The organism is Methylobacterium longum (assembly GCF_022179385.1).
Lineage (GTDB): Bacteria > Pseudomonadota > Alphaproteobacteria > Rhizobiales > Beijerinckiaceae > Methylobacterium > Methylobacterium longum.
The window spans coordinates 17,822-35,870 of sequence record NZ_BPQS01000021.1 but is presented as its reverse complement, the minus strand read 5'-3'; the positions used below and the strand labels follow the sequence as shown (position 1 = coordinate 35,870).

At 73.4% G+C, this 18,049-nt stretch carries 14 protein-coding genes and 1 pseudogene; 5 read left to right on the top strand and 10 right to left on the bottom strand.

What is annotated here, in order from left to right; genetic code table 11:
- Positions 1-15: 15 nt before the first annotated feature.
- Complete coding sequence (locus tag MFF58_RS18210) at positions 16-471, bottom strand: (2Fe-2S)-binding protein (RefSeq protein ID WP_238290219.1); 456 nt, start codon at positions 469-471, stop codon at positions 16-18.
- 281 nt (positions 472-752) lie between these two features.
- On the opposite strand from MFF58_RS18210, the gene MFF58_RS18205 reads away from it, so the two are divergent.
- Positions 753-2,285: an ATP-binding protein gene (locus tag MFF58_RS18205; protein ID WP_238290218.1), complete on the top strand. Its 1,533-nt coding sequence runs from the start codon at positions 753-755 to the stop codon at positions 2,283-2,285.
- Between the two features lie 168 nt (positions 2,286-2,453).
- On the opposite strand, the gene MFF58_RS18200 is transcribed toward MFF58_RS18205, so the two are convergent.
- Positions 2,454-2,867, bottom strand: coding sequence for an EVE domain-containing protein (locus tag MFF58_RS18200; protein ID WP_238290217.1), 414 nt, complete (start codon positions 2,865-2,867; stop codon positions 2,454-2,456).
- Positions 2,868-3,098: 231 nt separating this feature from the next.
- Here MFF58_RS18200 and MFF58_RS18195 point away from each other — a divergent pair, with 231 nt between their 5' ends.
- Positions 3,099-5,522: an EAL domain-containing protein gene (locus MFF58_RS18195; protein ID WP_238290216.1), complete on the top strand. Its 2,424-nt coding sequence runs from the start codon at positions 3,099-3,101 to the stop codon at positions 5,520-5,522.
- Between the two features lie 22 nt (positions 5,523-5,544).
- Here MFF58_RS18195 and MFF58_RS18190 read toward each other — a convergent pair whose 3' ends face one another.
- From MFF58_RS18190 to MFF58_RS18170, 5 genes are all read right to left on the bottom strand, one after another.
- Positions 5,545-6,543, bottom strand: a complete 999-nt coding sequence (locus MFF58_RS18190) for an NAD(P)H-dependent glycerol-3-phosphate dehydrogenase (protein ID WP_238290215.1) — start codon at positions 6,541-6,543, stop codon at positions 5,545-5,547.
- Entirely contained in the window at positions 6,540-7,394 is an 855-nt protein-coding gene (locus tag MFF58_RS18185) for a GNAT family N-acetyltransferase (protein WP_238290214.1), read from the bottom strand. The genes MFF58_RS18190 and MFF58_RS18185 overlap by 4 nt, the downstream gene beginning before the upstream one ends.
- On the bottom strand, positions 7,391-8,482 hold the full coding sequence (gene tsaD / locus MFF58_RS18180) for a tRNA (adenosine(37)-N6)-threonylcarbamoyltransferase complex transferase subunit TsaD (RefSeq protein WP_238290213.1): 1,092 nt from the start codon (positions 8,480-8,482) through the stop codon (positions 7,391-7,393). Before tsaD ends, MFF58_RS18185 begins: the two co-directional genes overlap by 4 nt.
- A gap of 305 nt (positions 8,483-8,787) precedes the next feature.
- A complete protein-coding gene (locus MFF58_RS18175) occupies positions 8,788-8,997 on the bottom strand; it encodes a TOBE domain-containing protein (protein ID WP_238290211.1) in 210 nt (69 codons plus the stop codon).
- A gap of 83 nt (positions 8,998-9,080) precedes the next feature.
- Positions 9,081-9,425 carry a DUF2293 domain-containing protein gene (locus tag MFF58_RS18170; protein WP_238290210.1) on the bottom strand — a complete coding sequence of 115 codons (345 nt, stop codon included), beginning with the start codon at positions 9,423-9,425 and terminating at the stop codon, positions 9,081-9,083.
- Between the two features lie 125 nt (positions 9,426-9,550).
- On the opposite strand from MFF58_RS18170, the gene MFF58_RS18165 reads away from it, so the two are divergent.
- On the top strand, positions 9,551-9,877 hold the full coding sequence (locus MFF58_RS18165; RefSeq protein WP_238290209.1) for a hypothetical protein: 327 nt from the start codon (positions 9,551-9,553) through the stop codon (positions 9,875-9,877).
- 98 nt (positions 9,878-9,975) lie between these two features.
- Here the strand turns inward: MFF58_RS18165 and rpsD are convergent, their stop codons facing one another.
- Positions 9,976-10,593, bottom strand: coding sequence for a 30S ribosomal protein S4 (rpsD, locus tag MFF58_RS18160; protein WP_010686187.1), 618 nt, complete (start codon positions 10,591-10,593; stop codon positions 9,976-9,978).
- A 190-nt stretch (positions 10,594-10,783) separates the two neighbouring features.
- Here rpsD and MFF58_RS18155 point away from each other — a divergent pair, with 190 nt between their 5' ends.
- Entirely contained in the window at positions 10,784-11,338 is a 555-nt protein-coding gene (locus MFF58_RS18155; protein WP_238290208.1) for a GNAT family N-acetyltransferase, read from the top strand.
- 90 nt (positions 11,339-11,428) lie between these two features.
- Here the strand turns inward: MFF58_RS18155 and MFF58_RS18150 are convergent, their stop codons facing one another.
- Complete coding sequence (locus MFF58_RS18150; RefSeq protein WP_238290207.1) at positions 11,429-13,063, bottom strand: alpha-D-glucose phosphate-specific phosphoglucomutase; 1,635 nt, start codon at positions 13,061-13,063, stop codon at positions 11,429-11,431.
- Between the two features lie 219 nt (positions 13,064-13,282).
- On the opposite strand from MFF58_RS18150, the pseudogene MFF58_RS18145 reads away from it, so the two are divergent.
- Positions 13,283-14,406: pseudogene (locus MFF58_RS18145) on the top strand (alpha/beta hydrolase).
- 323 nt (positions 14,407-14,729) lie between these two features.
- On the opposite strand, the gene MFF58_RS18135 reads toward MFF58_RS18145, so the two are convergent.
- A complete protein-coding gene (locus MFF58_RS18135; protein ID WP_238290203.1) occupies positions 14,730-17,717 on the bottom strand; it encodes a PAS domain-containing protein in 2,988 nt (995 codons plus the stop codon).
- Positions 17,718-18,049: the final 332 nt, after the last annotated feature.

The following is an 18,049-nucleotide window of genomic DNA, read 5'->3' as shown; positions in this document are numbered from 1 at the left end:
GGGCGCCGGGACGGATCAGGCGAGGCTGCGCGCGGCTTCGTGAATCGCCGCGCGGATGCGCTGGTAGGTGCCGCAGCGGCAGATGTTGCCGTCCATGGCGCCGTCGATGTCGGCGTCGCTCGGCGTGGCGTTGCCCGAGAGCAGGCCGATCGCCGACATGATCTGGCCGGACTGGCAGTAGCCGCACTGGACGACGTCGAGCTTGCGCCACGCGGCCTGCACGGCCTCCGCCACCCGGCCCGATACGCCCTCGATGGTGGTCACCTGCGCGGCGCCGACATCGCCGACCTTCGTCTGGCAGGCGCGGACCGGCTGGCCGTCGAGGTGGACCGTGCAGGCGCCGCACTGCGCGATGCCGCAGCCGTACTTGGTGCCGGTGGCGTCGAGCCGGTCCCGCAGCACCCAGAGCAGCGGCATGTCGGGGTCGGCGTCGATCGCGTGCGTGACGCCGTTGACGGTGAGATTCGGCATGGTCGGCGACCCCTTACACGACGCGTGCGCCCGGGCGTCCCGGTTCACGGTCCGCGGCCTCGATCGGGCATCGCGGTCGGCGGTGCAACCGTAGCGTTCACCCCGGCCCGCGCGATGTGCGGGACCGCACGCCGGCCCGAGCGACGCGGCACCCTTGAGACAGCCTCGCAACAGCCAGATTGCTTAAGATCCAACGGATACCGGCAGCCGCTTCTTAACACATCCGCCGCATCCTCACGGAGCGATTCCGAGCCCACACCCCTTCCGAGTTTCAAGACGCGATGTCCGATCTCACCGTCGAGATGGTTCAGCGCGGTCGCGGCCCCTCGACGGAAGAGGCGGCGCGCCGCCGCGGGGTCGCCCGCGAGATCCGCTCGGCCCGTGAGAAGCTGACCTCGCAGACCGGCCTGGAGCGGGCCTTCGACTACGAGCTGCTGCGCCACTACGCCGAGCACCGGACCGGGGCGGGGATCCCGCTGGTCCTGTTCGCGGGGGTCCTCGCCCTGGCCGCAACGGTCTGGATCACGCCGCCGGTGGCGGCGGTCTGGGCCCTCGGCGTGGTCCTGATGATCTCGCTCAACACCACCTTGAGCCGCCGCTTCCTGCGCGCCGACCCGGCGACGAGCCCGCTCGCCCGGTGGCGCCGCCGCTTCCTGATCGGCGAGGTGCTCCAGAGCCTGTCGTGGTCGGCCATGATCGGGCTGGGCGCCACCGGGGGGTGGACCTTCGCGCTGTTCGGACTCGTCATCGCCTCCGCGGTCACCACCATGCTGGCCGCCACGGTGCCGCTGGCGGCCATCGCCGCCCTGGTCCCGCTGGCGCTGGCCACGGCCTCGCTCTCCGCCTTCCCGGGCGAGATGAACGCGCTGATGCTCGTGGCCATGGCCGGCGGCGCGCAGCTCTTCTTCCTCGGCCTGTCCCGCCGCCTCTACGCCTCCACGGTGGGTGCCCTGCGCTCCCGCGCCGAGAAGGACGCGGTGTTCGGCGAGCTGGAGCAGGCCAAGGCCAATTCCGACGAGGCCCGCCGGCGGGCCGAGGAGGCGAACCTCGCCAAGTCGCGCTTCCTCGCCACCATGAGCCACGAGCTGCGCACGCCGCTCAACGCCATCCTGGGCTTCTCGGAGGTGATGAAGAACGAGGTGTTCGGCACCCACACGGCGCCCTCCTACCGGGAATACTCGAACGACATCCACGACAGCGGGATGCACCTCCTGAACCTGATCAACGAGATCCTCGACCTCTCCCGCATCGAGGCCGGGCGCTACGAGCTCAACGAGGAGGCGGTGCAGCTCGCCCACATCGTGGAGGAGTGCCGCCACATGATGGGCCTGCGCGCCAAGGCGAAGAACCAGACCTTCCACGGCCTCGTCGACGATTCGCTGCCGCGGCTCTGGGCGGACGAGCGGGCGCTGCGCCAGATCGTGCTCAACCTCCTGTCGAACGCCGTGAAGTTCACGCCGCCCGAAGGCGAGATCTGGCTGAAGGTCGGCTGGACCGCCTCGGGCGGGCAGTACGTGTCGGTGAAGGACAGCGGCCCCGGGATCCCGGAGGACGAACTCGGCACGGTCCTGTCCTCCTTCGGCCGCGGCTCCCTGGCGATCAAGACCGCCGAGCAGGGCTCGGGCCTGGGGCTTCCGATCGTCAAGGGCTTGGTCGAGCTGCACGGCGGGCGGTTCAAGCTGACCTCGAAGCCCCGGGAGGGCACCGAGGTGGTGGTGACGCTGCCGGCCACCCGGGTGATGGACACGCTGCCGGCGGTCGAGGTCGACGAGGAGCTGGTGCCGGCCCGGGGCTCCTTCGACCGGGCGGCGTGACGGCGGATCCCCGGGGAAGCGCGGTGCGCCACCGGCACGCGCCCGCCCTCCCCGCGGCGAGCCGGGACGCTCACGCGTCGGGCGCCGCGGTCAGCGCGGGCGCATCGGGTAGGGTGTACCTCCGCCGGCCCCTGCGGAGGGGGCGGGCGCGCGAACGCGGCGCCCGCGTTACAGCCCGCCCAGGGCGCACACCCGGGCCCACTCGGCCTCGGTTACGGGCTGAACGGACAGGCGGGAATTGTTCACCAGCACCATGTCGGCGAGCGCCGGATCGGCCTTGATCGCGTCGAGCGTCACCGGCCGCGGCAGCGCCTGCACGGCCCGCACGTCGACCATGCCGAAGCGGCCGGTCTCGTCGGTGTGATCGGGGTAGTAGGGCCGGATCACCGCCACGATGCCGACCACCGCCTTGCCCTCGTTCGAGTGGTAGAAGAAGCCCCGCTCGCCCACCGTCATGGCCATGAGCTGCTTCTTGGCGAGGTGGTTGCGCACGCCGTTCCAGAACGTCCCGGCCTCGCCGGCCGCAACCTGCTGATCCCACGACCAGGTCGCGGGCTCCGATTTGAACAGCCAGTACGCCATCGCTGAGACCCCCGGGGCCGCCCGGACCCGGCGGCGCGCCCGCCATAGCGCAGCTTCGCCCCCGAGGGACAGGCCGCGGAGACGGCCCCGGACCAAGCCCCGGCATCGGCACCGGCACGCGGGGCGGCCGAACCCTATTAAGCAAGATCAAGCCCAGTCGTTGTTTGGATATTAAATTCTATCACAGAACATAGACCCTCATACGTCTCCTAGCGGAAGCTCATTGTCCACATGTTGACCGTCATCGGTTGCTTCGTCGGCGATCACAACGTCTGGCTGGTAGCGCTGGCGGGGCTCGTCTGCGCGCTGGCGAGCGCCACCGCGATGGAGCTTCTGACCCATGCCGTCCGGGCCGGCGGCCGCAGCCGCTTCACGTGGCTGGCGGTCGCGGCGGCTGCGGGCGGATCCGGCATCTGGGCGACGCACTTCCTGGCGATGCTCGCCTTCGAGCCGGGACTGCCCTCCGGCTACGGCCTCGGCCTGACCCTTCTGTCCTACGCGGACGCCGTCGCGATCACCGGACTCGGCTTCGCCCTCGCCACGACCGGCGGCCGGGTCCGGGCGGCGATCGGGGGCGCGGTCGCGGGCGGCGGCATCGCCGCGATGCACTACACCGGCATGGCCGCCTACCAAGTGCCGGGCCACCTCCTCTGGAACCCCGCGCTGGTCGTCGTCTCGGTGGGCCTCGGGGCCGCGCTCGGGGCCGCCGCCCTGGTGGTCGGGCTGTCCTCCGACGGGGTCCGGGGCCGCTGCCTCGGCGCCGCCCTGCTGATCCTGGCGATCTGCGGCCATCACTTCACCGGCATGGGCGCGGTGACCCTCCTGCCCGATCCGGCCGTCACGATCCCGGAGAGCGCGATCCGGACCGATTGGCTCGCCGCCGCCGTGGCCGTGGCGAGCTGCCTGATCCTGCTCATGGCCGGGGCCGCCCTCCTGATCGACCTGCGCGAGCGCCGGCGCGCCGCGTTCGAGCGCGAGCGCCTGCTCAGCCTCGCCAACGCGGCCGTGGAGGGGCTGGTGGTGTGCCGCGCCGGACAGATCGTCAGCGCCAACGAGGCCTTCGCCCGGCTGGCCGGCGCCGAGGCGGCCAGCTTGGCGGGAACGGGCCTCGCCGCGTACCTCCCGGGCCTCGTGGCCGGGTCGGGAACGCCCGACCAGCCCCTGGAGGCCGAGCTCGTCCAGGTGGGCGGCACCACCATCCCGGTGGAGGTGATCATGCGCCCGGTGGCCGAGTACGGCCGCCAGCCGCACCACGCCGTGGCGGTGCGCGACCTGCGCGCCCGGCGCCGGGCCGAGAGCGAGATCCACTACCTCGCCCACCACGACGCGCTCACGGGGCTGGCCAACCGCACGAGCTTCCACGCCCGCCTGGAGCGGGCGATGCGCGCCGCTGACGGCCAGGGCACCCGGCTCGCCGTGCTGTGCCTCGACCTCGACCGGTTCAAGGAGGTCAACGACCTGTTCGGCCACGCGGCCGGCGACGCGATGCTGCGCGACCTCGCCCTGCGGGTCGGCGGCCTGCTCGACGGCAACCAGCTGATGGCGCGGCTCGGCGGCGACGAGTTCGCCATCCTGACGCCGCAGGGTCCGGGATCCGCGGACGGGACCGCCGAGCGGCTGGCCGAGCGGATCCTGACGACCCTGGCGGCGGTGCCGGCGGCCTCCGGCCCGGTGATCGCCACCAGCATCGGCATCGCGGTTTATCCCGACGACGCCCCGGACCAGCGCGCCCTCCTGAGCTACGCAGACGCCGCCCTGTACCGGGCCAAGAACGAGGGGCGCGGCACCTGCCGCCGCTACGACGCCAGCATGGGCGCGCAGATCCGCGACCGGCGGATGCTGGAGCACGACCTGCGCCACGCGGTGGCCAGGAGCGAGCTCCATCTCGTCTACCAGCCGCAGACCCAGATCGGGACCGGCGCGGTGACGGGATTCGAGGCGCTGCTGCGCTGGGTCCATCCGGAGCGCGGCACGATCTCGCCGGCCGTGTTCGTGCCGATCGCCGAGGAAACCGGGGCCATCCTGGAGATCGGCGCCTGGGTGCTGCGGGAGGCCTGCCGCACGGCCGCCGGCTGGACCCAGCCCCTGGCGATCGCCGTCAACGTCTCGGCGGTGCAGCTCCACAACCCGCACTTCGTGCAGTTCGTCCACGGCACCCTGTTCGAGACCGGCCTGAAGGCCGACCGCCTGGAGATCGAGATCACCGAGACCGCGCTGATCCGGGATCCGGGCCGGGCGCTGCTCACCCTGCGCCAGCTCAAGGCCCTGGGCGTCCAGATCGCCATGGACGATTTCGGAACCGGCTATTCCTCGCTCTCGAACCTGCGCTCCTTCCCGTTCGACCGGATCAAGATCGACGGCTCGTTCATCAAGGCGGTCCACACCAACCCCCAGGGAGCCGCGATCGTGCGCTCGGTGCTGGGCCTGGGCCGCGGCCTCGGGCTCTCCGTGGTGGCCGAGGGTGTCGAGACGGCCGACGAGCTGTCCTTCCTGGCCCAGGAGAACTGCACCTCCGCCCAGGGATACCTGCTGGGTCGCCCCGCCCCGATCGAGCGCTTCACCGCCCATACCCACGGCGCCCAGGTCCAGGGCGCCCAGGTCCAGGGCGCCCAGCTCCAGGGCGCCCAGCCGGGTCGGACGGCCGCGGTGGCGTGAGCGACCGGGGCCCGCCAGACGCCTAATCGGTCTCGCCGCGCAGCGGCCGGGCCAGCAGCCCCGCGACCACGTCGTCGACCCCGGCCGCGCCCGCCACGATCGCCGCGACGGCCTGCGCCACCGGCATCTCGACCCCCTTCGCGGCGGCGAGGCCCGCCAGCGCCGCCGCGGTGAACGCGCCCTCGGCGAGCTTGCCGCCGGCGGCCTCGTCCGGGCTCGCCCCGGCGCCGAGCCGCTGGCCGAAGGCGAAGTTGCGCGATTGCGGCGAGGAGGCGGTCAGCACGAGGTCGCCGAGGCCCGAGAGCCCCATCAGCGTCTCGGCCCGGCCCCCGAAGGTGCGGGCGAAGCGCATCAGCTCCGCGAAGGCCCGGGCGATCAGCGCCGCCCGGGCGCTCTCGCCGAGGCCCCGCCCGGCCACGATGCCGCACGCGATGGCCAGCACGTTCTTGCCGGCGCCGCCGATCTCGACGCCGCGCACGTCGTCGGTGTGATAGAGCCGGAAGCTCGGACCGGACAGCAGGCCGCTCAGGGCCGCGGCGAGGCCGGGATCGGAAGCCGCCAGGGTCACCGCGGTGGGCAGGCCCCGGGCGACGTCGGCCGCGAAGCTCGGACCCGACAGGACGGCGACGGGCGTTCCCGGCGGCAGGGTCTCCGCGGCGACCGCGCTCATGAAGCTGTCGCTGCCGCGCTCGATCCCCTTGGCGCAGAGGATCACCGGACCGGCCGTGGCCAGGGGGTCGCGCAGAGTCTCCAGCACGCCGCGCACGGTCTGGGCGGGCACGACCAGCAGGGTCGCCCGGGCGTCGGCGAGCCTGTGCGGATCGGCGGTCGCCGCGATGCCCGGATGCAGCGGGACGCCCGGCAGGTAGCGCGGGTTCTCGCGGTCCGCCTGGAGGGCGGCCGCAGCCGTCGCGTCGCGCAGCCAGAGGGTCACGGGGTGGCCGGCCCCGGCGGCGGCGTTGGCCAGCGCCGTCCCCCAGGCCCCGCCGCCGACGACGTTGATCGCGGTCTCAGCGCTCATGCCGCTTCCTCCCTGTCCGCGCCGTCGAGCCGGTAGAGCACGTGTTCGCGCAGCGGCCCCTCCGGCACGGCCGGATGCGGAAACGTCCCGGACGGCGCCATGCCGAGGCGCTCCATCACGGCCCGCGACCGGACGTTGCCGACCGCCGTGAAAGCCACGACGGCGCGGATGCCGCAGCGCCCGGCGAGATCGGCCAGGGCCAGCCGCGCGGCACGGGTGGCGAGGCCCCGCCCCCAGGCCTCCCGCGCCAGGCGCCAAGCCAGCTCGACCGTACTGCCCGGCCGGTCGCCGCCCGGGAAGGGCAGGGGCCGCAGGATCCGCATCGCGCCCGCGAAGCCGACGAACCGGCCGTCATGCTCCAGCGCCCAGGGGCCGAACCCGTCCGCCACGAAGCGCCGGTCGAGGAGACCGGCCTCGGCGGCGCTCTCGGCCCCGGTCCGGGGGCGCGCGAAATGGGCCATCACCGCCGGGTCGGCGTTGAGCGCCGCGAACGGCGCCGCGTCCTCCGGCCGCCAGCGGCTCAGGATCAGGCCCCCGTCTCGGATGGCGGGCACCGGGGCGGGCGGGATCTTGCCGCGCCACGCGAGCGACCGCCGGTTCAGGAGCGCGAGATCCGCGTGGCCGGCCAGCACCGCCTCGCCGAGCGCGATCGCCGTCTCGAGCTGATCGAGGGGCAGGGTGGCGTGGGCGGGCGGGCGCACCTGGTCGCGCCAGGGACCGCCGCAGGCGTGGTCCAGGAGGATGCGGCCGAAGCAGTGATCGAGCCGCACCGGCCAGTCCGGCCGGGCGGCCTCGGGCAGGCGCCGCTCCACCAAGTCGCGCCAGTGCGCGCGCCGCGCCGCCGCGCTCATCCGGCCGGCACCGCCGCGCGGTCCGGGGCGGCCGCCAGCGGCCAGCGGGGCCGGGCGGGCGCGGTGAGATCGTCCACCAGCCCGAGGCGCAGGCGCTCCAGCCCGGCCCAGGCGATCATCGCGCCGTTGTCGCCGCAGAGCGGCAGGGGCGGCGCCACGAAGCTCAGGCCCGCCTCGCCGGCCAGCGCGGCCAGCGCCCGCCGGACGGCACCGTTGGCGGCCACGCCCCCCGCCGCCACCAGGGCGGTCGGCCGCCCGGCCGCGTCCGAGAAGGCCCGCAGGGCGACTCGGGTGCGGTCCACCACCACGTCGACCACGGCAGCCTGGAAGCTCGCGCAGAGGTCGGCGACGTCGCGCTCGGCCAGCGGTGCGATCTTCTCGGCCTCGATCCGCAGGGCGGTCTTGAGGCCCGAGAGGGAGAAGTCGGCCTCGCGGCGGCCGAGCATCGGCCGGGGCAGGGCGAAGCGCTCGGGGTCGCCGGCCTCGGCCATGCGCTCGACCTCGGGGCCGCCCGGATAGCCGAGGCCGAGGAGCTTGGCGGCCTTGTCGAAGGCCTCGCCGATGGCGTCGTCGATGGTAGAGCCGAGGCGCACGTAGTCGCCGACGCCGCGCACGGCGACGAGCTGGGTGTGGCCGCCCGAGACCAGCAGCAAGAGGTAGGGGAAGGCGATGCCGTCGGTGAGCCGCGCCGTGAGGGCGTGCGCCTCCAGGTGGTTGACGGCGAGCAGGGGCTTGCGGGTCACGAGCGCCAGGGTCTTGGCGGTGACGAGACCCACCAGCACGCCGCCGATCAGCCCCGGTCCGGCCGCCACCGCGATGCCGTCGAGGTCGCGGAACCCGGTTCCGGCCCGTTCGAGGGCGCGGGCGATCAGCCGGTCGAGCACCTCCACGTGGGCGCGGGCGGCGATCTCCGGCACGACGCCGCCGTACGCGGCGTGCTCGGCGATCTGGCTCAGCACCTCGTTGGAGCGGATCTGACCGATCCCGTCCGCGTCGACCGACACCACGGCGGCCGCGGTCTCGTCGCAGGTGGTCTCGATGCCGAGGACGGTCTTCTGCACGGGCGGAACTCCTTGTCGGGACCACATTCTATCCGCCGACGGTCGCGGCGCGAAGGCAGAGAGGAGGCGGCGTCGAGGAGGCGTCGAGGAGCCGGCGCGCGGCGTCGGGGCCCTATCCCGGTCGCCCCCTGAGGGCCGGAGCGCGGCCTCGGAGGAGGCCTCCGGAGCGCGCGGGGAGCGCGCGGGGGAGCGCCTTTGGAACGCCCTTGGAGCGCGCCACGATCGCGCGGCCGGAGGGCGCCTTCGCGGCGGCTCCGTCGCGCCGCGGGATGAGGGGACCGGATGGGATGTCCCCGCCCGCCCCGGGCAGCCGGCCCGTGAACCCCGCCGCCTCAGTCGACCGCGACCATCACGTCGGAGGCCTTGATCACCGCGTAGGCGGGGCCGCCCGCGACGAGCTTGAGGGCTTCGACCGCCTCGTTGGTGATCGAGGCGGTGACCACCTGGCCGGGGCTGACCTCGATCTTGACGTGGGACGTCGTGGCCCCCTTGTCCACCGAGACGACGGTTCCCTTGAGGACGTTGCGCGCGCTGATCTTCATGATGATCCGCCAAGCTTCCCTGGGCCGCACCGGGCGACCTCGGGCGGGTCTCCTACAGCATGGCGGCGCCCAGCGCGACCACCTCAGCGCGGATCGTCCTCCGGCTCGTCGGCCTCGACGGCGGCCTCCTCGGGGATCGGCGCGGCGCCCCAGGCGGCGAGGGCGGCGTTAAGATCGTCGAGGACGAAGTGGCGGGCGCTGTCCCGGTCGTACCCGTCGGCCAGCAGGTCGTCGTAATCGGTGAAGACGTGGCGCGCGTAGGCCACGAGGGCGAGGCGCGCCGCGGTCTCGGGTGCGGCCCGGCGCAGGCCCGGGCTCGCCAGCGCCCGGTCGAGGGCGGCGTCGGCCTCGAAGGCCGGCAGGCGCGGGGCGAGGCGGGCCAGCGCATCGGCGACGGCCTCGCGGCGGTTCGGGGGCGGGCCGCTCACCGGGGGGGCGCCGAGGCCGCGGCGGTCCCGCACACGCACCGCATGATTTCAGGACCGCGATCGGCTAGGGTCGGGCCCGGATGGGGCGGGGCAGGCAATGGGTCCTCGCCGGGGAGATCAGGTCCATGGCAGTTCTTCGTCACGCGCTGATTCTGGGCCTTCTGCTCGGGGCGGCGCCGGCCCTGGCCCAGAGCCCGGCCCCGAATCCGGGCGTCGGCGCATCCCCGTCCACGGCCACGTCTCCGACGGCCTCTCCGTCCGCCCCTCCGGCCGGCGGCCGGCGCATCACCGCCACCGGTCAGACCAAGCCGCCCGGCACCGGCGCGGCGCTCCCCCCCCACACCGTCAACGAGGCCGAGATGATCAAGGCCCAGAAGGCCGCCGAGGCCCGCTCGAAGGCTTGGGACAGCAAGATGCGCAACACGATGGGCTCGATCTGCCACGGGTGCTGAGGCCTTCGCGCCGTCCCGGTCCCGGGCCGGTACCCTGGAAACACGAAGGGGCCGCCCGAACGGGCAGCCCCTTCATCGACGTCGCCGTCGATGCAAGCTCAGCGGGAGTAGAACTCGATGACGAGGTTCGGCTCCATCTGCACCGGGTAGGGCACCTCGGACAGGCTGGGGATGCGGGTGACGCGGGCGGTCATCTTGGCGTGGTCGGCCTCGATGTAGTCCGGCACGTCGCGCTCGGAGAGCTGGGTCGCCACGATGACGATCTCGAGCTGGCGGGACGATTCCTTGACCTCGATGAGGTCGCCGGCCTTCACCTGATAGCTCGGGATGTTGACGCGGACGCCGTTCACCTTGACGTGCCCGTGGTTGACGAACTGGCGCGCCGCGAACGGGGTCGCGACGAACTTCGCCCGGTAGACCACGGCGTCGAGGCGGCGCTCGAGCAGGCCGACGAGGTTCTCGCCGGAATCGCCGCGCAGGCGGATCGCCTCGGCGTAGTAGCGGCGGAACTGCTTCTCGGTGATGTTGCCGTAGTAGCCCTTGAGCTTCTGCTTGGCGCGCAGCTGCGTGCCGAAGTCGCTCATCTTGCCCTTGCGGCGCTGGCCGTGCTGGCCGGGGCCGTACTCGCGGCGGTTGACGGGGCTCTTCGGGCGGCCCCAGATGTTCTGGCCCATGCGGCGGTCGAGCTTGTGCTTGGCCTGAATCCGCTTCGACATGTTTCGCGTCCTCTCGTGACGAGAATGAGGAACGCGCCCTCCTTTTCCCGGACGTTCAGGTCCGGGACGACAGGGCGGGAGGATCCCGCCCACGGGTGCGCGTGAAAACGCGATGGGGCCCCGTGCGGAGCCCCATCGACGGCCGGGTGTTTAGGGGACGGGGGCGCCGCGGTCAACCATGGGAGGTCGGATGGACGAGCCAGCCACGATCCGGCGCGGCGCGCCCGCGGACGCGGACGCGATCCGGTCGCTGGTGGCGGCAGCCTACGCCAAGTGGATCCCGGTGATCGGCCGGCTGCCGATCCCGATGCGGGCGGATTACGCGCAGGCGGTGCTCGAGCACCGCTTCGACCTGCTGCCCGTTGGCCCGAACCGCGCAGGCCCAGGTCTCGCAGGCCCAGGTCTCGCAGGCCCGGATCTCGCAGGCCCGGATCTCGCAGGTTCGGATCTCGCGGGCCTGATCGAGACGAAGGCGGAGGTCGACCACCTGCTGGTTGTCAACGTGGCGGTGCACCCGGCCTTCCAGGGCCGGGGCTTCGGCGTCGCGCTGATGGCGCGGGCGGACGCCCTCGCGGCCGAGGCGGGGCTCGCGCGGCTGCGCCTCTACACCAACAAGAAGTACACGGCGAACCTGCGCCTCTACGGGGCCCTCGGCTACCGGGTGGAGCGGGAGGAGCCCTACGACGGACCGGGCCGGCCCCGGGACGACGACGTCACCGTGCACATGGTGAAGGATCTGGCGTGAGGGACCCGGCGTGAGGGACCCGGCGTGAGGGACCCGGCGTGAGGGACCTGGCGTCAGGACTTGGCGCAGCGCCCCCACACCCGGCCTTCCTCAGGTCACGACGCTCGGCTCGGCCCGGCCGGTCCGCGGCGCGATCTCGGCGATCGCGCCGGCGGCGGCCGCCACCGGGGCCAGAACCTCGGCCACGGGCCGGTCGAGCCGGTCCGGCGCGTTCTCGTAGCGCTCCAGGTAGACCCGCAGCGTCGCCCCGGCGGTGCCCGTGCCCGAGAGGCGGAACACCGCCCGCGCGTCCTCGGCGAAGCCGATGCGGATGCCCTGGCGCTCGGTGAGCGAGCCGTCCACCGGATCGCGGTAGGCGAACTCGTCGGCGGTCGACACCGTGAGGTCGCCGATCCGCGTACCCGGCAGCCCGGCGAGCTTCTCGCGCAGCGCGTCCATTAGGCCGTTGGCGGCGTCCGAATCCACCTCCTCGTAGTCGTGGCGCGCGTAGTAGTCGCGTCCGTGGGTGCGCCAATGCGCCCGCACCAGGGCGTCGGCGCGCTCGCCGGTGGCCGCCAGGATGTTGAGCCAGAGCAGCACCGCCCAGAGCCCGTCCTTCTCGCGGACGTGGTTCGAGCCGGTGCCGGCGCTCTCCTCGCCGCAGAGGGTGATGAGGCCCGCATCCAGCAGGTTGCCGAAGAACTTCCAGCCGGTGGGCGTCTCGTAGGCCTTGATGCCGAGGGCGGCCGCGACCCGGTCAGCGGCGCGGCTCGTCGGCATGGAGCGGGCGACCCCCGAGAGCCCGCCCGCGTAGCCCGGTGCCCGATGGGCGTGAGCGGCCAGCAGGGCGAGGCTGTCGCTCGGCGTCACGAACAGCCCCGGGGCCACGATCATGTTGCGGTCGCCGTCGCCGTCCGAGGCGGCGCCGAAATCCGGCGCGTCCGGCCCCTGCATCAGGTCGAACAGGTCGTGGCAATGGACCGGATTGGGATCCGGGTGGTGGCCGCCGAAATCCTCCTTCGGGACCGCGTTGACCACCGTGCCGGCGGGCGCGCCCAGCATCCCTTCGAGGATCGCCGTCGCGTAGGGGCCGGTCACCGCGCTCATGGCGTCGAAGCGCATCCGGAAGCCGGAGGCGAACAGGCGCGACACCGCGTCGAAGTCGATGAGCGTGCGCATCAGCTCGGCGTAGTCGGCCACCGGGTCGATCACCGTCACCGTCATGGCGCCGAGGCGGGTGTCGCCGAGCCGGTCGAGGTCGAGGTCCGGGGCCTCCACGAGGCGGTACTCCGTCAGCGCCTTGGCGCGCGCGAAGATCGCGTCGGTGACGGATTCGGGCGCCGGGCCGCCGTTGGCGGCGTTGAACTTGATGCCGAAATCGCCGTCCGGCCCGCCCGGGTTGTGGCTCGCCGACAGGACGATGCCGCCGAGCGCCTTCGATTTCCGGATCACGCAGGAGGCGGCCGGCGTCGAGAGCAGGCCGCCGCGCCCGACCAGGACCCGGCCGAAGCCGTTGCCGGCGGCGAGGCGCAGGGTCTTCTGCACGACCTCGCGGTTGAGGAACCGGCCGTCGCCGCCCAGCACCAGGGTCGCGCCGTCCCTGTCGGGCAGGGTGTCGAAGATCGCCTGGACGAAGTTCTCGACGTAGTTCGGCTGCCGGAACACCGGCACCTTCTTGCGCAGGCCGGACGTGCCCGGCTTCTGGTCGGGGAAGGGCGTGGTCGCGACGCGGGTCGGAGTCGTCATGAGCGGGCGTCTCCCGGGATTTCCCGCCTCAATGCCCGTCCGCGGGCGCGGCGTCACCAGCCCCCGGCGACGGGGGCGGGCTTTTTTCACGGGGTTTCCGCCGGATCGGGCGACGGAAGCCGCCTCCTGTCCGCTGGTCCGCGCCGCGGGGCGTTGCGCCGGCCGGCGCCCGCCGGTTCTATCGAACGAGCCGCCCGACAAGGCGGGCCGGAGGACATCATGGCGGACAGACCAATGCGGACGGATCCGAACGGGGCGCGGCCGGGCCGGGGCCTCGCCCGGCGCGAGCTGGTCGGGGCGCTCGCCGCAGGGGCGGCGGTCGCGGCCACGGCATCGGCCATCGCGGCCCCGGCCACCGCGGCCCCGGCCGCCCGGCTGGCGACGGAGGAGTTCCGCCTGCCTTGGAGCGAGCCCGGGGTCGAGATCTACGTGCGCAACAAGCGCCCGGCCGGCACGGACCGGTTCCCGGGGGACCGGATCCTGCTCTACGTGCACGGCTCCACCTACCCGTCCTCGACGGCCTTCGACCTGCCGCTCGGCGGGCTGTCGGCGATGGACTACCTCGCGGGCCTCGGCTTCGACGTGTACTGCATCGACCTGCCGGGCTACGGCCTGTCCGGGCGCCCGGCCGCCATGGACGCGCCGCCCGCCGACAACCCGCCGCTGATACGCACGCCGGACGCCGCCAAGGTGGTGGGGCAGGTCGTCGACTTCATCCGGAAGCGGCGCAACGTCGAGAAGATCGACCTGATGGGCTGGTCCTGGGGGACCTCCACCATGGGGCTCTACACCAGCACCCACAACGACACGGTCAACCGCCTCGTCCTCTACGCGCCGCAATGGCTGGCGCGCACGCCCGGCCTGATCGGCGGTGGCGGGCCCGTGGGGGCCTATCGCAGCGTCAGTCGGGACAGCGCCCGGGCGCGCTGGCTGACGGGGTGCCCGAGGACAAGAAGGCCGACCTGATCCCGGCGGGGTGGTTCGAGCAATGGGCCGACGCGACCTTCGCCACGGACCAAGTCGGGGCGAAGCAGTCGCCGCCGGTCCTGCGGGCGCCGAACGGCACGGTCGCCGACAAGGACGCCTACTGGGCGGCGGGCAAGCCGCTCTACGACCCGGGCGAGATCCGCGTGCCGGTGCTGATCATCCACGCCGAGTGGGACGCCGACCTGCCGAGCTACCAGGCGCAGGAATACTTCACCAAGCTGACGCACGCCCCCTACAAGCGCTTCGTCGAGCTGGGGGAGGGCACCCACACGGTGATGATGGAGAAGAACCGCATGCAGTTCCTCCACGAGGTCGGCGCCTTCCTCACGGAGGCGGACCCGCAGGCGCTGAACTAGAGCCGCGCCGAGAGCCACGGTCCACGACACGGGGCCGGGGCGGCCGGGGGCGGTCCTCCAATCCCACGTCCTCATCCCGACTCATCCCAAGAGGCCGCCGCGCGGCCACCTCGGGCCGAGGGGGACGGGCGGAAGCCCCCGATCAGCCTGCCGCAGGGCGGTGTCGTGTAGCGCGCGCTGCACTCGTGTGCTGCACGGATGTGCGCCACGCGGGCGCGGCTCCCGGTCCTTAGTTTCGGCGCCCCCCGACGGGTCGACCGCCGGCGGTCGCGGACCGGGTCTTGGATCGGGTCGCGGACCGGATCTTGGACCGGGTCGCGGCCTCAGCGCGTCCCCGAGCCCGGTTCGCCCCCCTGCGGGGGCGCCGCGACGTGGATGAGGTCCCGGATCCGCCCGGCGAGCGCCTCCATGGCGAAGGGCTTCGTCAGCACCTGCATGCCGGGATCGAGCTGCCCGCTTCCCACCGCCGCGTTCTCAGCGTAGCCGGTGATGAACAGGACCTTGAGGCCGGGACGCCGGGCGCGGCCGGCATCGGCGATCTGCCGGCCGTTCATGCCGCCCGGCAGGCCGACATCCGTCACCAGGAGGTCGATGCGCACGTCCGATTGCAGCACCTTCAGCCCGGCGACGCTGTCGGCGGCCTCGATCGCCGTGTAGCCGAGATCCTCCAGCACCTCGGTGACCAGCATCCGCACGGACGGCTCGTCGTCCACGATCAGGACCGTCTCGCCCTGCACGGCGCGCGCCGCCTCGGTGAGCGTGCCCACGGGGTCGTCCGGGTCGCTCTCGCCGTCGTGGCGCGGCAGGTAGAGGCAGACGGTCGTGCCCTGGCCGACCTCCGAGTAGATCCGCACCTGCCCGCCCGACTGCCGGGCGAAGCCGTAGATCATCGAGAGGCCGAGGCCGGTGCCCTGGCCGATCGGCTTGGTGGTGAAGAACGGCTCGAACACCCGGGCGACCACCTCGGGGGGCATGCCGGTGCCGGTGTCGGTCACGCAGAGCGAGAGGTACTGGCCCTCGGGGACCTCGTGCTTGATCGCGGCCGGGCGGTCGAGCCACGTGTTGGCCGTCTCGATCGTGATGCGGCCGCCGTCCGGCATGGCGTCGCGGGCGTTGATGCAGAGGTTGAGCAGCGCGTTCTCGAGCTGACCCGGATCGATCAGAGCGGGCCACAGGCCGGCGGCGCCGACCACCTCCAGCGCGATCGCCGGACCGATGGTGCGCCGGATCAGCTCCTCCATGTCCACCACGAGGCGGTTGACGTTGGTCGGCTTGGGATCGAGCGTCTGGCGGCGCGAGAAGGCGAGCAGGCGGTGGGTGAGCGCGGCGGCGCGCTTGGCCGCGCCCTGGGCCACCGTCATGTAGCGGTCGAGGTCGCCGAAACGGCCCTGCGCCATCCGGGCCTGCATCAGCTCCAGGCTCCCGGAGATGCCGGCGAGCAAGTTGTTGAAGTCGTGGGCGAGCCCGCCGGTGAGCTGGCCCACCGCCTCCATCTTCTGCGCCTGGCGCAGGGCCTCCTCGGCCTGCATCAGCTCCGCCGTCCGGGCGGCGACGCGCTGCTCCAGGGTCTCGTTGAGGGCGCGCAGCTCCGCGGCCGCCCGGTCGCGCTCGGCCGCGATGGCGCGCCGTTCCTCGACGTCGATGAGGACGCCGGGGAAGCGCAGGGGCGTGCCGTCCGGACCGTGGTCGACCCGGCCGTTCGCCTCCAGCCAGTAGTACTTCCCGTCCGCGCGCCGCGTCCGGTACTGGTGGGCATAGGCGCCGCCTCGGGCGATGGCCTCGGCGATGGCGCTGGCCAGCCCCCCCTGGTCGTCGGGATGCACGGTCGCGACGATCTGGGCCAGCGGGATGCCGTCCCGGCCGAGGGTCGGGTCGAGGTCGAAGGCGCGGGCGAAGGCCTCGTCCACGGAGAAGCGGTCGGTCGGCAGGTCCCAGTGCCAGGTGCCGATGATCGCGCCGGCCGCCAGGGCGAGCTGAACGCGCTCCACGTTGGCGCGCGCCAGCGCCTCGCTCACCCGCAGGCGCTCCTCCGCGGTCCGCCGCCCGGTGACGTCGTTGAAGATGATGGCGATCTGCCGCTCGGCCGGGTCGCCGACGGGGACGGCCCGGACGTCGAACCAGCGCGCGAACGCCTTCGCGTAGCTCTCGAAGGTGGCGGGCTCCCGGGTCTTGGCGACGCGCCCGTAGGTCTCGAACCAGAAGGGCTCCAGGTCGGGGGCGAACTCGGTGACCCACTTGCCCCGCAGGTTGACGCCGGCCTCGCGCTCGAAGGCGGGATTGGCCTCGAGGAAGCGGTAGTCGACCGGCCGGTCGTCGGCGTCGAACTTGACCTCGACGATGGCGAAGGCCGCCTCGATGGTCTCCAGGATCGTCCGGAAGCGCTCGTCGCTGCGCGCGAGGGCGTCGCGGGTCCGGCGCTGTTCGGTGACGTCGCGCGCCACCCCGGAGAACCGCACCGGCCGGCCGGAGGGGTCGCGCTCGATCTCGCCCTTGCGGGCGATCCAGCGCAGGGCGCCGATATCCGGACGGCGGATGCGATACTCGACGTCCCGGGGCGGATCGCCCCGGCGCCGGGTCTCGGCCGTGGAGATCAGGTGCCGGTCCTCGGGGATGATCAGCCCTTCGAAGGCCGTCGAGGCATAGGCCTGCGCCTCCGGGAGCCCGTAGAGGCGGCAGAATTCCGGGGTCGGCGTGAGCACGTTGTCGGCGAGGTCGATGGTGAACAGCCCGACGCCGCCGGCCTCCTGGGCCTGGCGCAGGCGCCCCTCGGCATTCGCCAGGGCCTTGGCGGCCCCGTGCTCCCCGGCGCGGGTCCGCCGCATCCCCAGGAGGGTGCAGACCTGCCGACCGAGCGCCCGCAGGTCGTCCGCCTGCCCGGCCGTGAGCCCTTCGGGACGGGGCACGCGGTCGATCACGCAGAGGGAGCCGAGGACCGCGCCCTCCAGCGTCCGCAGCGGCACGCCGGCGTAGAAGCGCAGGCCCTGCGCCTGCGCGACCAGCGGGTTCGCCGCGGTCCGGGGGTCGGCGGCGAGGTCCGGGATGACGAGGAGGTCGGGCTCGGTCAGCACGAACCTGCAGACCGAGGCGCCGAGATCCGTCTCGCGCGGTGGGAACCCGATCCGCGCCTTGAACCATTGCCGGTCGGCCGCCACGAGGCTGATGAGGGCGATGGGCGCGGCGCACAGGCGCGTGGCCAGGCGCACGATGTCGTCGAAGGTGTCCTCGGACCCGCTGTCCAGGATGTCGTGCGCGGCGAGGGCGGCGAGCCGGCCCGGATCGGCGACGGCGTCAGGGGTCAGGATCGGGGTCATGACCCGCTAGACCGGACCGCGCGCGGTCAGCGGTCCTTCCGCGGCCGCCCGCGCTCCGAGCCCCCGGCGATCCCACCCGCGGCCCGGGGTCAGGCCGACGGGGCCGCTGGCTCCCGTGCGGCACCCCGAGGCGACCCGGGTCGCGTCGGCGGGTTCCAGCTCCCGGGTGCGAGGGGCGCAGGGGACGGACGTCATGGGCATGGGATGCCCTCGCACGATCGGACGAGGCTATCAATACGCGTGAGCCGCGGCTGCGGGGAGCGCTCCCCCCTTGTTCCCACCGTGATTCGGAGCCGGGCCCGAAGCGCCTTCCGGCCCTTCGCCCGCCGGAG

Bases quoted from the DNA above. Each gene is read 5' to 3' on its own strand.
- tsaD (WP_238290213.1), bottom strand. From the start codon at position 8,482: ATGTGGTCCCGACAAGGAGTTCCGCCCGTGCAGAAGACCGTCCTCGGC.
- MFF58_RS18175 (WP_238290211.1), bottom strand. From the start codon at position 8,997: ATGAAGATCAGCGCGCGCAACGTCCTCAAGGGAACCGTCGTCTCGGTG.
- MFF58_RS18200 (WP_238290217.1), bottom strand. From the start codon at position 2,867: ATGGCGTACTGGCTGTTCAAATCGGAGCCCGCGACCTGGTCGTGGGAT.
- MFF58_RS18135 (WP_238290203.1), bottom strand. From the start codon at position 17,717: ATGACCCCGATCCTGACCCCTGACGCCGTCGCCGATCCGGGCCGGCTC.
- MFF58_RS18150 (WP_238290207.1), bottom strand. From the start codon at position 13,063: ATGACGACTCCGACCCGCGTCGCGACCACGCCCTTCCCCGACCAGAAG.
- MFF58_RS18210 (WP_238290219.1), bottom strand. From the start codon at position 471: ATGCCGAATCTCACCGTCAACGGCGTCACGCACGCGATCGACGCCGAC.
- MFF58_RS18205 (WP_238290218.1), top strand. From the start codon at position 753: ATGTCCGATCTCACCGTCGAGATGGTTCAGCGCGGTCGCGGCCCCTCG.
- MFF58_RS18165 (WP_238290209.1), top strand. From the start codon at position 9,551: ATGGCAGTTCTTCGTCACGCGCTGATTCTGGGCCTTCTGCTCGGGGCG.
- MFF58_RS18195 (WP_238290216.1), top strand. From the start codon at position 3,099: ATGTTGACCGTCATCGGTTGCTTCGTCGGCGATCACAACGTCTGGCTG.
- MFF58_RS18155 (WP_238290208.1), top strand. From the start codon at position 10,784: ATGGACGAGCCAGCCACGATCCGGCGCGGCGCGCCCGCGGACGCGGAC.
- MFF58_RS18185 (WP_238290214.1), bottom strand. From the start codon at position 7,394: ATGAGCGCGGCGGCGCGGCGCGCGCACTGGCGCGACTTGGTGGAGCGG.
- MFF58_RS18190 (WP_238290215.1), bottom strand. From the start codon at position 6,543: ATGAGCGCTGAGACCGCGATCAACGTCGTCGGCGGCGGGGCCTGGGGG.
- rpsD (WP_010686187.1), bottom strand. From the start codon at position 10,593: ATGTCGAAGCGGATTCAGGCCAAGCACAAGCTCGACCGCCGCATGGGC.